Here is a 13172-nt window from a genome sequence, read left to right as displayed (position 1 = left end):
GCCGCGTTTCATGCGGGAGTTTGTTTCGCGTTAGGGTTCTGGTGTAACTTTCGGGGCATAATGCCTAACCCGAAAGCATAGTCAGGACCCCCGCCATGGCCTCCAACCTGTCGCCCGACGATCTTGAAGACCGCCTGCGCGTCGAATTCATGGACGACGCCCGCGACCGGCTGGAGGTGATGAACGCCGCCCTGGAAGGCGTGGCCAAGGGCACGCGGGAGGAAACCGCGGTCATCGGCGTGCTCCGCCTGGAAGCCCACAATTTCAAGGGCATGGGCACCAGCTTCGGCTACCCCACCGTCAGCCTCGTCGCGCACCGCCTGGAGGATTACCTGTCCGGCCTGAAGCGGCTGGAGGCGCGCGAGCTGAACGACGCGCAGATTTTCGTGGACCGGATCGCCGAGCTGGTGGACCGCGCCGAGCAGCCGCAGGTTGCGGAAACGAACCGGATCATCCGCGCTCTGCCGGTGCGCTACCAGTTCGAGATCACCGACATCCAGATCAGCAACGTCGAGATCATGCTGGTCACCCCGTCCAAGGTCGTCGCCAAGAAGCTGGGCAGTGAACTGGCGGCCTGCGGCTTCCGCACCGTGACGGTCAGCGACCCCATCGAGTCGATCAGCCTCGCCGTGCGCGTCCCGCCGGACATGCTGATCGCGTCGATGGTGATGGACGGCCTGTCCGGCCTGGACCTGATCCGCGGTCTGCGCGCGATGAGCGTCACCCACAACGTGCCGATGGCGCTGCTGACCTCGATGAGCCTGGACAACCCGGCCCTCAAGGAAATCCCGCACGGCGTCTCGGTCATCCGCGTCGGCGAGCATTTCGGGGACGACTTCGCGGCGGTGGTGGCGAAGCACAACCTCGGCTGAGGTGGCTGAACACCGTTGCGGGCGACAGCGGCTTCACGGATTACACGGAGTTACATAGAGAAATCCGCGCAATCCGTGGGTCGGCCATCCGCATCAATACAGGTGCTGCCCGCCGGTGATGAACATCTCCGTTCCGGTGACATAGCCCGAGTCGGGACCGCACAGGTAGAAGATCACCGCCGCCACGTCCTCCGGCGTGCCCATGCGCTTCAGCGGGATGCGCGGGATCAGCACATCGTATTCCGGCCCGGTCATGGCGGTTTCGATCTCGCCCGGCGCCACAGCGTTGACGCGCACGCCGATCTCGGCGAACTCCACGGCCATCTCGCGGGTCAGGCCGGACAGCGCCGCCTTGGACGTCGAATAGGCCGACCCCGCGAAGGGGTGCACCGAATGGCCGGCGATGGAGGTCACGTTGACGATCGCCCCCTTCGCCCGCGACAGCGGCGCCGCGAAGCCGCGAGCCAGCACCAGCGGGGCGAAGAAGTTCAGCTCGAACACCCGGTGCCAACCCTCGATGGCCCCGTTCAGGCAGCCGAGACGCTCCTTGATCGGCGTCTTGGGCGAGATGCCGGCGTTGTTGATCAACGCGTGCAGCGGCGCCCCGTCCAGCGCCCGGTTGGCTTCCTCCAGGAAGCGGGCGCGGCTGTCCGGATCGGACAGGTCCGTCGGGATGTGGTGTGTCCAGTTCGGATCGCGCCGGCAATGGTCCGGCACCTCCTCGCGGGAACAGGAAATGACCCGCCAGCCCTCGGCGCTGAAGCGCTGCACGGTGGCGTGGCCGATGCCCCGGCTCGCGCCGGTCAGAATGACGGTTTTACGGTGCGGCATGATGTCCAAGGATACCCCGCTTCGCCGCACCGCGCCAGCGCGGCCGTTGCCGGTCAGACCATGCACCGTTGACGGGCGCCCTCCACCGCCCAACCTTCAGCCTGAGTCCAACCGTTTCACCGAGTCCAGGAGGACCGCCGACGTGCTCCCCCGTTTGATGGCCGTCCTTCTGCTCTCCGGCAGCCTCTTGGCCGGCTTGGGTGACGCCACCGCGGCGAAGGCCGCCGCCCAGACCAGTGCCTGCGTGCCGCCCGGCGGCTGGTCCGACGCCACCGCCCGCCCGCTGAACGCCGCCGACCTGCTGCGCCGCGCCGCGGCGTCGCCCGCCGTGCTGCTGGGGGAGCGGCACGACAACGCCGACCACCACCGCTGGCAGCTTCATAGCTTGGCGGCGCTGCACGCGCTGAACCCCGATCTGGCGGTCGGCATGGAGATGTTCCCGCGCAGCGTCCAGCCGATCCTCGACCGCTGGAGCGCCGGGCAACTGAGCGAGGCGGAGCTGCTGCGCGAGACCAACTGGCCGAAGGTCTGGGGCTACGACGCGCGCTTCTATCTGCCGATCCTGCATTTCGCCCGGATGAACCGGCTGCCGGTGGTCGCGCTGAACGTCGACCGCGGGCTGGTCAGCCGCACCGCGCGCGAGGGCTGGGCCGCCGTCCCCGCCGGCGAACGGGAAGGCGTGGGTGACCCGGCCCCTCCCCCCGCCTCCTACACCGAGCGGCTGCGCCAGGTGATGGCCGCCCATGGCCCGACCGAGCGCCGCTCCGGCAGCTTCGAACGCTTCGTCGAGGCGCAATCGGTCTGGGACCGCGCCATGGCCGAGCGCATCGCCGACACCCACCGCCAGACCAACCGCACTGTCGTCGCCATTCTGGGCCAAGGGCACATCGAAGGCCGCGACGGCGTGCCCCACCAGCTGGCCGATCTGGGCATCCGGAACAGCGTCGTCCTGCTGCCCTGGGACGAGGACCGCCCCTGCACCGAGCTGGACGGGCGGATCGCCGACGCGGTCTACGGGCTGGGCGAGAGCGAGGCGCCGGCCGAGACGCCGCGCCCCCGGCTGGGCGTGATGCTGGAGCCGGGACCGGAGGGTGTGCGCGTGCGCTCCGTCACCGAGGGCAGCGTCGCCGCCGCCGCCGGCCTGACGGCGGGCGACCTCGTGGTCGCGGCGGCGGGGTCCCCGGTGCGCGAGGCCTCCGACCTGACGACGGTGGTGCAGCGCCAAGCCCCCGGCACATGGCTGCCGCTGACCGTGAAGCGCGAGCAGGGCACGGCGGAACTGGTGGCGAAGTTCCCCGCTTCGCCCACCGTGGAATAACGGGGTGGAGTGATCGGGAGCTAGAGCATGCGCTCCCACTGCGCCAGCACGTCCGGCGTGGGGTTCACCGCCGGGGCGAAGTCCTGGCGGCCCAGCCGCGACCGGTGCTCGCGCAAGGCCCACTGGACGGTCGGGAAGGCCAGATCGTCCCAGGGGATCTCCTCCCAGAGGAACAGCCCGACCTCCTGGCTCTCCGGCCCGGCGGACACGTCCGGCGACAGCAGGCGGGCGCGGAAGATCATCTGCACCTGGCTGATGCGCGGGATGTCGTAGACGGCCAGCAGCGAGTCGATGGCGATTTTCGCCCGCGCCTCCTCCCACGCCTCGCGGGCGGCACCCTCCATGGTGCTCTCCCGCTCCTCCATGAAGCCGGCGGGCAGCGTCCAGTAACCCTTGCGCGGTTCGATGGCGCGGCGGCACAGCAGGATGCGGTCCTCCCACGTCGCCACCGAGCCGACGACGATCAGCGGGTTCTGGTAGGCGATGTAGCCGCAGTCCGGACAGGTCAGCCGCTCGCGGTCCTCGCCGGGCGGGATGGTGCGGACGCGGGGGCCCTTGAGGGGGCCGGCGGGAAGACCGGAGGAGGACGGATCGTGGGGCATCCGTCGGATATGGCGCAGACGGGGACGGCGGGCAAGCCCGCTTCACCGACACGCAGCGCAGGCGGAACGAAGCCGCGGAGGGGGTTCTTCTTTGTTCATTGCCCGTTCTCTTTCCTGATTCGTTCCTGTACTCTCGGCGTTCGCAGCGATCTCCGGGGAATTTCATGCAGTTCGCGTTCGACGCACAGTCGGTGCTTCTCGGCGGCCTTGCCGGCGCCCTTCTCGGGGCGATCCTCGTCGGCATGATCGTGCGCCTCTACGCCGCACGCGCCGAGGCGGAAGCCGCCGCCATCCACGCCGAACTGGCCACCCGGCTCGACGTCGCCGAGCGAATCGAGGGCGACCTGCGGGAAGAGGTGGAGGCCCGCGACCACCAGATCACCCGGCTGAACGGCGAGCTGTCCGCCGCCCGCGAACGGCAGGCGGAGCTGTCCACCACGCTGGCCCGCGAGCGCGCCTCTGCGGCGGAGAAGCTGGCCCTTCTGGAGCGCGCGCAGGCCACCCTGTCCGACAGCTTCAAGGCCCTGTCGGCCGAAGCCCTGCGCTCCAACAACCAGAGCTTCCTCGACCTCGCCAAGGAAACCCTGACGACCTTCCAGGAGCAGGCGCGCGGCGACCTGGAGAAACGGCAGACCGCCATCGCCGACATCGTCGCCCCGGTGCGCCAGTCGCTGGAGCGCATGGACGGCCAGATCCAGGAGATGGAGCGCAGCCGCGCCGGTGCCTATGAGGGGCTGAAGCAGCAGGTGCTGTCGCTGGTGGAGACCCAGTCCCAGCTCCGCGCTGAGACCGGCAACCTCGTCCGCGCCCTGCGCAGCCCGGTGGCCCGCGGGCGCTGGGGCGAGATCCAGCTCCGCCGGGTCTGCGAGATGGCCGGCATGCTCGATCATTGCGACTTCGCGGAGCAGATGAGCGTGGAGGCCGCCGGCGGGCGGCTTCGCCCCGACCTCGTGGTCAAGCTGCCCGGTGGCAAGACCATCGTGGTGGACGCCAAGACGCCGCTGGAGGGCTATCTCGACGGGGTGCAGGCCGCCGACGACGGCGCCCGCCGCGACGGGTTGTCGCGCCACGCCCGCCATGTGCGCGAGCACATGAAGCAGCTCGGCACCAAGGCCTATTGGGACCAGTTCACGGATTCCCCGGAATTCGTCGTGCTGTTCCTGCCCGGCGAGAACTTCTTCTCCGCGGCGCTGGAGCACGACCCGGCGCTGATCGAGGCGGGCATCGACCACCGGGTGATCCTCGCCACCCCGACGACGCTGATCGCGCTTCTGCGCGCCGTCGCCTATGGCTGGCGGCAGGAGCGGCTGACCGACAGCGCCCGCGAGATCAGCGCCTTGGGCGCCGAACTCTACAAGCGCCTGCACGACCTGGGCGGCCATATGGAGCGGCTGGGCGGGCAGCTCGAAAAGGCCGTGGGCAGCTACAACGGGGCGGTCGGCAGCCTGGAATCCCGCGTCCTGGTCACCGCCCGCCGCTTCCGCGACCTGCACGCCACCCCGGACAGCGCCGAGGAGCTTCCCCTGCTGGAACCGCTGGACCACGCCCCGCGCCCGCTCCAGGCGCCGGAGCTTCGCGCGGCCGAGCCTCGGGCAGCGGAATTGAGGGCAACAGAATTGAGAGCGGCGGAACTGCGAGCGGCAGCCAGGGCGTAGGGCCGAAGACTGCAACCCAGATTTGCCCGTCTTGTTTCGCCTTGCAAAGGAGGGGAGCGGTCCCAATTTCCCTCCTGTCATTCTGCTTCGGACTGCCGGCCTGCTACGCCTTCGGGTGCCCAGATCGTCGCTATGCCTGGACACAGTCTGATGCGCCGCACCGGCCGATGCGGCGCCTTTCATACGAAACGGAGAGCAATCATGCCCGTCGGTACCGTCAAGTGGTTCAACAGCACCAAGGGTTATGGCTTCATTCAGCCGGACAACGGTGGCGCGGACGTCTTCGTCCACATCTCCGCGGTCGAGCGTGCGGGCCTGCGCAGCCTGAATGAAGGCCAGAAGGTGTCCTACGAGGAGCAGCGCGATCCGAAGCGCGGCAAGACCTCGGCGGAGAACCTGAAGGCCGTCTGAGCCACGTCTCACGGCACGGCATCGGAGGGGGCACCGGGAAACCGGTGCCCTTTTCCGTTGCGCGCTTTTCCTCTACAAGCACCCCCCTGACGTTCGGAGTTTCCCCCCATGGCCAAGACCAAGAAGAAGCAGCCGGTGGACAGCGCCTTCGTGCTGTTCGACGTGCTGTACGAAGACGGCGCCCGCACCTCCAACCGCAAGGTCCCCGGCACGCTGGTCGGCGGCCTGGACGGCGACGAGCCGGCCCGCGGCTTCATCGAGGAGCAGGACCGCAAGATCGCCGAGATGTCCGGCAATCCCCGCGGCCCCATCAAGTCGATCACCCGCTCGCCCCTCTGAGGTGCGGCCGTCCCGATGGGATCGGCGGGTCGCCGCGGGTTGTGCCTTGCGCCTTCCTTGACCTCGTGGCCCGCCCCCCATATTTTGACGGATTGTCGCACCTCCACGCACCGTTGCTGAGTTCCCATGGCCGTTCTCGATATCCTCGTCGCCCCGCACCCCGTCCTGAAGCAGAAGGCGAAGCCCGTCGACAAGGTCGACGCCCGCATCGCCAAGCTGATGGACGACATGGTCGAGACCATGTACGCCGCGAAGGGCATCGGCCTCGCCGCGCCGCAGATCGGCATCCTGGAGCGGGTGATCGTCGTGGACGTGCACGACAAGGACGAGAAGCCGAACCCCATCCGCCTTGCCAACCCGGAAATCGTCTGGAAATCGGACGAGACCTCGGTCTGCGAGGAGGGCTGCCTGTCGGTGCCCGACCAGTATGCCGAGGTCACCCGCCCGTCGTCGGTCCGCGTCCGCTATCTGGACGAGACCAACGAGACGCGCGAGATCGAGGCCGACGGCATGCTGGCCACCTGCATCCAGCACGAGATCGATCATCTGAACGGCGTGCTGTTCGTCGACTACCTGTCGATGCTGAAGCGCAACATGATCCTGCGCAAAGTCCAGAAGATGCAGCGCGCCTAACCTTCTGACGTTGGACGACTCTTCATGACGCCGCTCCGCCTCGTTTTCATGGGCACGCCGGACTTCGCCGTGCCCAGCCTGCGCGCCCTGGCCGATGCGGGGCACGAGGTGGTCTGCGTCTACAGCCAGCCGCCCCGCCCTGCCGGGCGCGGGCAGCAGGTCCAGAAATCCCCGGTCCACCGCTTCGCCGAGGAACGGGGCATCCCCGTGCGCACGCCCAAGTCGCTGCGCAACGCCGAGGCCCAGGCCGAGTTCGCCGAGTTGAAGGCCGACGCCGCGGTGGTCGCCGCCTACGGGCTGATCCTGCCGCAGCCGATCCTCGACGCGCCGCGGCTGGGCTGCCTGAACGTGCACGGCTCGCTGCTGCCGCGCTGGCGCGGGGCCGCCCCGATCCAGCGCTCGATCCTGGCCGGCGACGCCGAGACCGGCATCACCATCATGCAGATGGACATCGGGCTGGACACCGGGGCCATGCTGCTCAAGGACGCGGTGCCGATCACCGCCGAGACCACCGCCAGCAGCCTGCACGACGCGCTGGCCGAGATGGGCGCCCGCCTGATCGTCGAGGCGCTCGACGGCCTCGCCGCCGGCCGCCTGACCGCCGAGCCGCAGCCCGAGGCGGGTGTGACCTACGCCGCCAAGCTGACGCGCGAGGACGGCCGGCTCGACTGGAGTAAAGGCGCTCCGTATATTGACAAGCAGGTGCGCGCACTGACGCCTTGGCCCGGTTGCTGGTTCGACGTGCCGATTGCGAACAGAGTCGAGCGCATCAAGGTGCTGGCGGCCGAAGTTGAGGATATTCCTCATGGAAGGCCGACCGGAACACTGCTGGATGATTACCTGACCATCGCCTGCGAAGATCACTTCGGGGCTATACGCCTTCTGATCGTCCAGCGACCGGGCAAAGCGCCCGTGAGCGGCGCGGACTTCCTGCGCGGCCTGCACGGCGCCCTGCCCGTCGGCACCCGTCTCGGCGACGCCGCATGCAGCGCTGGAAACTGACCCTCGAATATGACGGCCGGCCCTTCGTCGGCTGGCAGCGGCAGGACAACGGCCCCTCCGTCCAGCAGACACTGGAGGAGGCGATCGAGCGCCTGTCCGGCGAGACCGTGCGCGTCCACACCTCCGGGCGGACGGACGCCGGGGTGCACGCGCTGGGTCAGGTCTGCCATTTCGACCTGGAAAAGCCCTTCACCGGGCTGAAGCTGCGCGACGCGCTGAACTTCCACCTGAGGCCCGCCCCCGTCGCCGTCCTGCTGGCCGAGGCGGTGCCGGAGGACTTCCACGCGCGCATGACCTGCCTGGGGCGCAGCTACGTCTTCCGCATCGTCAACCGCCGCGCCCCGCTCGCCCTGGAGACGGGCCGCGCTTGGCACGTCATGCGCCCACTGGACGCCGAGGCGATGCACGCAGCCGCGCAGGTCCTGGTCGGCCAGCACGACTTCACCAGCTTCCGCGCCGCGCTCTGCCAAGCCAACTCCCCGGTCAAGACGCTGGAGCGGCTGGCCGTCGAGCGGGTCGGCGACGAGGTCCGGGTGCACGCCGCCGCCCGCTCCTTCCTGCACCATCAGGTGCGCAACATGGTGGGCACGCTGGAGCTGGTCGGGGCCGGCAAGTGGAGCGCCGACGACCTGCGCCGCGCGTTGGAGGCCCGCAACCGCTCCGCCGCCGGGCCGACCGCCCCGCCGGATGGCCTGTATTTCGTCGGCGCCCGCTACTGACTTCCATAAGGCGGCGTCTGGCGTTTCACATCGGGAACCGTTAGATTCTCCGGCGAACGAACAACCGGCCGGGGTTCCTCCGCCGTGCACCGCCGTCCGCCGCGCCTGTTCCCGCCCTTTCTCCTGCTGGTCGTCGCGCTGTTGCTGACCGGCTGCGGCGTGGACGGCGATCAGGCCGCGCTGTGCGGCAAACTGATCCCCGCCTTCGACTCCGGCCCCGTCACCATCCTGGGCACGGAAGCGCTGGGCGGCGACGAGCCGGCGCTGCGCCTGACCTACCGCACCGACACCGGCACCCACTGGATCGCCTGCCGCTTCGGCGGACGCTTCTTCGATTCGCGCCGGCACGAGCTGGTGATGGTGGCGACCGACCGCATGGGGCGGTTGCGGCCCATGCAATTCACCATGCTGCGCATCTGGGCCGGCCTGCCCGCCGCCCGCCTCGGCCTGCCGCCGGACGCGGCCGGGCCGGAACGCGGGCCGCAAACGGACTGGGCGCCGCTGCTCTTCTTCCTGCAACAGGTCATCAACGCCGCCACGGTGGCCTGCGTCTACGGGCTGCTGGCGCTCGGCTACACGCTGGTCTACGGCATCCTCGGGCAGATCAACCTCGCCATGGGCGAGCTGACCATGATCGGCGCCATGCTGACCGCCATGGGGGCGGCGGCGCTGGGCATGGCCGGGCTGGGTAGCTTGCCCATGGCGGTGCTGGGCGTCTTCGCCACCGTGATGGCCTTCACCGCCGTCCAGGGCTGGACCATGGACCGGCTGGTGTTCCGCCGCCTGCGCCGCACCCACAACCACACGCCGCTGATCGCCGCCGTCGGCCTGTCCATCGCCTATCAGGAGGGGATGCGGCTTCTGCACGGCGCCCGCGACTGGTGGCCCGCCCCCTTCCTGGCCGACCGGCACGAGCTGCTCAGCGACGGCGCCTTCACCGTCACCGCGCTGACCTCGCAGGTCGTCATCCTGCTGATGACCGGCGGGCTCTACGCCCTGCTGTGGGCGATCATGCAGCGCACCGCCTACGGCCGCGCCCATCGCGCCTGCGCCGACGATGTGGGTGCGGCGGAGATGGTCGGGGTGGATGTCGACCGCACCGTCGCCACCACCTTCGCGGTGGGCGGGGCGCTGGCCGCCGCAGCGGGGGCGGTGATCGCGCTCTATTACGGTGGGGTCAATTTCTACACGGGCTATCTGATCGGCTTCAAGGCGCTGGCCGCCGCGGTGGTCGGCGGCATCGGGTCGGTCCCCGGCGCCATGCTGGGGGGCGCCCTGCTCGGCCTCGTCGAGACCTTCTGGTCGGCCTACTTCGCCATCGCCTACAAGGACATCGTGGCCTTTGCCCTGCTCACCCTCTTCCTGATCTACCGCCCGGACGGGCTGATGGGCCGCCGCCGCGGGCGGGGCGATTGAGCCCCCCGCACCGCCGGCCGGTCAGCACAGAACCGCCCCCATGGCCGCGGCGATGGTGTCCAGGTCGCGGTCGGTCACCGTGAACAGCCCGAAGCGGAACGGATAGCCCCAATTCCGCACACCGGCGGAGAAGTCCAGCCGGTCGAGCAGGGGCAGGATCGGCGTCTCCCGCCCGTCCAGCCACCGCACGTCGCGGCGGAAGGGAACGAAGCCCCCGCCCATGTCGAATGGGTAAGGGGTTCCTTCCCGCACGATCCCAACGGCGGTGAAGGACTGCAGGCGGTCCTTTCCCTGGAAGCGCTCGGTCGGCGAATAGTAGGCGACGCGGTCCCTCGGGCGGATGCGGCGCAGCGGCGCCGCCTTGCCGTGGCAGACCTGCATGAAGCCCTCCGCCCGCCCCCGCCGGACATGCTCGGCGGAGGCGACGGCGATCCAGCTGCGGCTGGCGGCGGTCGGATCCATGACGGACCTCACGCTTCCGTCGGGGCGAAGACGCGCAGGCGGTGCCCGTCCGGGTCCAGCGCGACGAAGGTGTGGCCGAAATCCATGGCGGTCGGCGGCTGGGCGATGGTCAGGCCGCGCCGCACCCAGTCGTTATGAAGGGCCTGCACCGCCTCGGCACCGGCCACCCGGAAGCCGATCTCGCCGCTGCCGCCGAGCGGCCCGACGGAAGCCGCCGGCTCCACCGTATGGCGCGACCACAGCCCCAGCATGACGCCGGAGTCCAGGGCGAACATGGCGAAGGTGGGCGACGCCTCGACCGGCGGCTTGCCGGTCAGGTCGGCGTAGAAGGCGGCGCTGGCGGTCGAGCTGTCCACATAGAGGAGGATGATGTTGGCGCTGAACATGGGCTGGTTTCCTCGCTGGTCTCCGGCACGAGCGATCCCGTCCGGCGAAGCCCAGGCTAGGCGAGGATACTGTCAGTTTCTGTCAGCAGTCGTGCGTGAGCGCGCTCACCGCACCGGGATGCCCTCGGCCTCGCGCCACTCCTTGAGCAGCGCCTGCCGCCGGCGCGGGTAGCGGTCTTCCAGCGCCGTCACGGAGACGATGCGGTCGGCGCGGAAATGGCGGATCGCCCCGCGCAGTTCGCACCACGCGACCATGACGCGCAGCCGGTCGAAGAAGCCGAGCGCGAAGGGCCAGACGATGCGCTCGCTGGCGGCCCCGTCGCGGTCGCGGTAGGCGATGGACAGCTTGCGCTCGCCGCGGATGGCCCGCCGGACGACGGCGAGGTCGACGCCGTCCCCGACGATCGGCTCCCCCGGCCCGACGAGCAGCGCGGAGGCGTCCATCCGGTCGCGGAGATCCAGCGGCAGCACCGCCGCGATCTTGGCGAGCGCGTTCTGCGCCGCCGCCCCCAGCGCGCCGTCGGCGCGGTCGGCCACCCAGCGGATGCCGAGGGCGAGCGCCTCGATCTCCTCCTCCGCGAACATCAGCGGCGGCAGCAGGAAACCGGGCTGGAGGAGATAGCCGACGCCCGGCTCGCCGTCGATGCGGGCGCCCTGCGCCTGGAGGGTGGCGATGTCGCGGTAGATCGTGCGCAGGCTGACGCCGAGTTCGTCGGCGAGGACATGCCCGCTGACCGGCCGGCGATGGCGCCGCAGGCACTGGATCAGATCGATGAGGCGTTCGGCGCGCGACAGCGGAGGATGCCCCTAAAAACGACGAAGCGGGGACGGCTGGAAGGCCATCCCCGCTCCGGGCGTCACAGCGGACCGTGAGAGCTTACAGGCTGCGCACGTCGGTCAGGTGCCCGGTCACCGCCGCGGCGGCGGCCATGGCCGGGCTGAGCAAGTGGGTGCGCCCGCCGCGACCCTGGCGGCCCTCGAAGTTGCGGTTGGAGGTCGAGGCGCTGCGCTCGCCCGGCGACAAGCGGTCGGCGTTCATGGCGAGGCACATGGAACAGCCCGGCTCACGCCACTCGAAGCCGGCCTCGGTGAAGATCTTGTCCAGACCCTCTTCCTCCGCCTGCTCCTTGACGAGGCCCGAGCCGGGGACGACCAGGGCGCGCACGCCCTCGGCGACCTTGCGGCCCTGGGCGATCACCGCGGCGGCGCGCAGATCCTCGATGCGGCCATTGGTGCAGGAGCCGATGAAGACGGTGTCCACCTTCACGTCGGTCAGCTTCTGGCCGGGCTCCAGGCCCATGTAGGCCAGCGAGCGCTCGACGGCGGCGCGCTTGCCGGCGTCGGCCACGTCGGCCGGGTTCGGCACGGTCGCGGTGATCGGCAGCACGTCCTCCGGGCTGGTGCCCCAGGTGACCTGCGGAACGATGTCGGCGGCGTTCAGCACGACGGTGGTGTCGTAGACCGCGCCCTCGTCCGACGGCAGGGTCTTCCAGTACTCCACCGCCTGCTCCCAGGCGCCGGCCTTCGGAGCCAGGGCGCGGCCCTTCACATACTCGAAGGTCTTCTCGTCCGGGGCGATCAGGCCGGCGCGGGCGCCGCCCTCGATGGCCATGTTGCAGACGGTCATGCGGCCTTCCATCGACAGGCCGCGGATGGCGTCGCCGGCGAACTCGATGACGTGGCCGGTGCCGCCGGCGGTGCCGATCTTGCCGATGATCGCCAGCACGATGTCCTTGGCGGTCACGCCGGCCGGCAGTTCGCCGTCGACGCGGACCAGCATGTTCTTGGCCGGCTTCTGCAGCAGGGTCTGGGTGGCCAGCACATGCTCCACCTCCGACGTGCCGATGCCGAAGGCGAGCGCGCCGAAGGCGCCGTGCGTCGCCGTGTGGCTGTCGCCGCAGACGATGGTGGCGCCGGGCAGCGTGAAGCCCTGCTCCGGACCGACGATGTGCACGATGCCCTGGCGGACGTCGTCCATCGGGAAGTAGCGGACACCGAAGTCGCGCGCGTTCTTGTCCAGCGTCTCGACCTGGATGCGGCTCTCCTCCTCGGTGATGCCCTTGGAGCGGTCGGTGGTCGGGACGTTGTGGTCGGGAACGGCGAGGGTCGCTTCCGGACGGCGCACCGGACGGCCGGCAAGCCGCAGCCCCTCGAACGCCTGCGGGCTGGTCACTTCATGGACCAGATGGCGGTCGATGTAGAGGATGCAGGTGCCGTCGTCCTGACGGTGGACGACGTGGCTGTCCCAAATCTTGTCGAACAGGGTGCGCGGCTTGGACATAGCAACTCTCTCTCGCGGCAATTCTCTCTCGCAAACCACAGACCGGACGAACGAAGCGTGCGGTAAGAGGGCCGCACAATAGCCGTCTCTTTCAACCAGGACAAGGCCGAGCCTGTGGAAAACATCCCGCATCCCGCAGCGAAAAATCGCAGCCACCCTGCCCCGCCCATCGGCTGGCGGGGAAGGCGCTCCTTATGGTAGCGTCCGCCCACCGATCTCCATTGCCCCATTCGATGAAGGGTCAT

Annotated in this window: 15 protein-coding genes and 1 pseudogene; 9 read left to right on the top strand and 7 right to left on the bottom strand. The window is 69.7% G+C overall.

Going from position 1 to position 13172, the window contains the following annotated elements; all coding sequences use genetic code 11:
* Positions 1–95 precede the first annotated feature (95 nt).
* Entirely contained in the window at positions 96–872 is a 777-nt protein-coding gene (locus ACWPN7_RS20560; protein ID WP_038526086.1) for a response regulator, read from the top strand.
* A 93-nt stretch (positions 873–965) separates the two neighbouring features.
* Here ACWPN7_RS20560 and ACWPN7_RS20555 read toward each other — a convergent pair whose 3' ends face one another.
* A complete protein-coding gene (locus tag ACWPN7_RS20555) occupies positions 966–1703 on the bottom strand; it encodes an SDR family NAD(P)-dependent oxidoreductase (RefSeq protein ID WP_014239345.1) in 738 nt (245 codons plus the stop codon).
* 142 nt (positions 1704–1845) lie between these two features.
* Here ACWPN7_RS20555 and ACWPN7_RS20550 point away from each other — a divergent pair, with 142 nt between their 5' ends.
* Positions 1846–3021, top strand: a complete 1176-nt coding sequence (locus tag ACWPN7_RS20550; protein WP_201044664.1) for a ChaN family lipoprotein — start codon at positions 1846–1848, stop codon at positions 3019–3021.
* Positions 3022–3041: 20 nt separating this feature from the next.
* On the opposite strand, the gene ACWPN7_RS20545 is transcribed toward ACWPN7_RS20550, so the two are convergent.
* Entirely contained in the window at positions 3042–3623 is a 582-nt protein-coding gene (locus ACWPN7_RS20545) for an NUDIX hydrolase (protein ID WP_349618867.1), read from the bottom strand.
* Between the two features lie 164 nt (positions 3624–3787).
* Between ACWPN7_RS20545 and ACWPN7_RS20540 the strand changes: the two genes are divergently transcribed.
* The 7 genes from ACWPN7_RS20540 to ACWPN7_RS20510 all read left to right on the top strand — a co-directional run bounded on the left by ACWPN7_RS20540 (position 3788) and on the right by ACWPN7_RS20510 (position 9798).
* Positions 3788–5278: a DNA recombination protein RmuC gene (locus ACWPN7_RS20540; protein ID WP_456521687.1), complete on the top strand. Its 1491-nt coding sequence runs from the start codon at positions 3788–3790 to the stop codon at positions 5276–5278.
* A gap of 201 nt (positions 5279–5479) precedes the next feature.
* The gene (locus ACWPN7_RS20535) at positions 5480–5689 is read left to right on the top strand and encodes a cold-shock protein (RefSeq protein ID WP_014239340.1); all 210 of its coding nucleotides are present in this window, start codon (positions 5480–5482) and stop codon (positions 5687–5689) included.
* 108 nt (positions 5690–5797) lie between these two features.
* A complete protein-coding gene (locus ACWPN7_RS20530) occupies positions 5798–6028 on the top strand; it encodes a hypothetical protein (protein ID WP_014239339.1) in 231 nt (76 codons plus the stop codon).
* 126 nt (positions 6029–6154) lie between these two features.
* Entirely contained in the window at positions 6155–6661 is a 507-nt protein-coding gene (gene def, locus ACWPN7_RS20525) for a peptide deformylase (RefSeq protein ID WP_014239338.1), read from the top strand.
* Between the two features lie 24 nt (positions 6662–6685).
* Entirely contained in the window at positions 6686–7663 is a 978-nt protein-coding gene (gene fmt, locus ACWPN7_RS20520) for a methionyl-tRNA formyltransferase (protein ID WP_149648309.1), read from the top strand.
* A complete protein-coding gene (gene truA, locus ACWPN7_RS20515) occupies positions 7645–8382 on the top strand; it encodes a tRNA pseudouridine(38-40) synthase TruA (RefSeq protein ID WP_038526072.1) in 738 nt (245 codons plus the stop codon). Before fmt ends, truA begins: the two co-directional genes overlap by 19 nt.
* Before the next feature lie 84 nt (positions 8383–8466).
* Positions 8467–9798 carry a branched-chain amino acid ABC transporter permease gene (locus tag ACWPN7_RS20510; RefSeq protein ID WP_459196004.1) on the top strand — a complete coding sequence of 444 codons (1332 nt, stop codon included), beginning with the start codon at positions 8467–8469 and terminating at the stop codon, positions 9796–9798.
* A gap of 21 nt (positions 9799–9819) precedes the next feature.
* Here the strand turns inward: ACWPN7_RS20510 and ACWPN7_RS20505 are convergent, their stop codons facing one another.
* From ACWPN7_RS20505 to leuC, 5 genes and pseudogenes are all read right to left on the bottom strand, one after another.
* A complete protein-coding gene (locus ACWPN7_RS20505) occupies positions 9820–10260 on the bottom strand; it encodes an EVE domain-containing protein (RefSeq protein ID WP_459196005.1) in 441 nt (146 codons plus the stop codon).
* An 8-nt stretch (positions 10261–10268) separates the two neighbouring features.
* The gene (locus tag ACWPN7_RS20500; RefSeq protein ID WP_459196006.1) at positions 10269–10646 is read right to left on the bottom strand and encodes a VOC family protein; all 378 of its coding nucleotides are present in this window, start codon (positions 10644–10646) and stop codon (positions 10269–10271) included.
* 105 nt (positions 10647–10751) lie between these two features.
* Positions 10752–11231 (bottom strand): helix-turn-helix transcriptional regulator, encoded by a 480-nt coding sequence (locus ACWPN7_RS20495; protein ID WP_459196007.1) that lies wholly within the window; start codon positions 11229–11231, stop codon positions 10752–10754.
* 45 nt (positions 11232–11276) lie between these two features.
* Positions 11277–11414 (bottom strand): annotated as a pseudogene (locus tag ACWPN7_RS20490) (helix-turn-helix domain-containing protein); the annotation flags it as partial.
* 109 nt (positions 11415–11523) lie between these two features.
* Positions 11524–12927 (bottom strand): 3-isopropylmalate dehydratase large subunit, encoded by a 1404-nt coding sequence (gene leuC / locus ACWPN7_RS20485; protein WP_094301772.1) that lies wholly within the window; start codon positions 12925–12927, stop codon positions 11524–11526.
* Positions 12928–13172 lie beyond the last annotated feature (245 nt).

This window comes from Azospirillum sp. UENF 312511 (assembly GCF_058780635.1).
This window is presented reverse-complemented; position numbering and strand designations above follow the sequence as displayed.